We start from the raw sequence: 564 nt of genomic DNA, 5'->3' as shown, positions 1-564 counted from the left end.
CAGCCGGGTGCGGTGGTCCGTGGGCCACGGGGCGTCCGCGGGCAGGGTCACGAGGTCCACGAGGTCGGTGGCGCCGAGCAGCTGGCCGCGCAACCGGGTGTTCGGCCACACGCCCTCCTGCAGGCCCACGACGATCACCGTGTCCCACTCCTGGCCGGCCGCCGCGGCGGGGGTGCGCACGTGCACGGCGTCGCCGGACTCGGCCCGGCGGGCCAGGGTGTCCACGGGCAGGTCCTGGGACTCCATGTAGACGGCGAACGACTCGGGCGAGGCGCCCGGGAACTGGTCCACGAAGCGCTCGGCCACCTTGAACAGGGCGACGACGGCGTCGAGATCCGCGTCCGCACGGCGGGACTCGCGGCGGTCGTTCGCGTGCTCGGCGGGCCGCAGCGCGAGCGAACGCCACCGCTCGGCCCGACCGGAGGCGGACCACAGCGCCCACAGCACGGTCTCGGGCGAGGCCGAGGGGGCGCGGGCGGCCTCCAGGCCGTCCCGGAGCATCCAGTGGACGCGGCGCAGGGCGCGGTGCCGCTCGTGCTCGGGGCCGGCCAGGCTCGGGTCCAG

General features: G+C 77.0%; 1 pseudogene. It reads right to left on the bottom strand.

Annotation, left to right across the window (positions count from 1 at the left end):
• Positions 1-564: pseudogene (locus HMPREF3105_RS01355) on the bottom strand (ATP-dependent helicase); the annotation flags it as partial.

Origin of the sequence: Micrococcus sp. HMSC31B01 (assembly GCF_001816085.1) — a bacterium.
GTDB lineage: Bacteria > Actinomycetota > Actinomycetes > Actinomycetales > Micrococcaceae > Micrococcus > Micrococcus luteus.
Note: the sequence above shows the minus strand (reverse complement) of the source record. Positions and strands in the feature narration are given on the sequence as shown.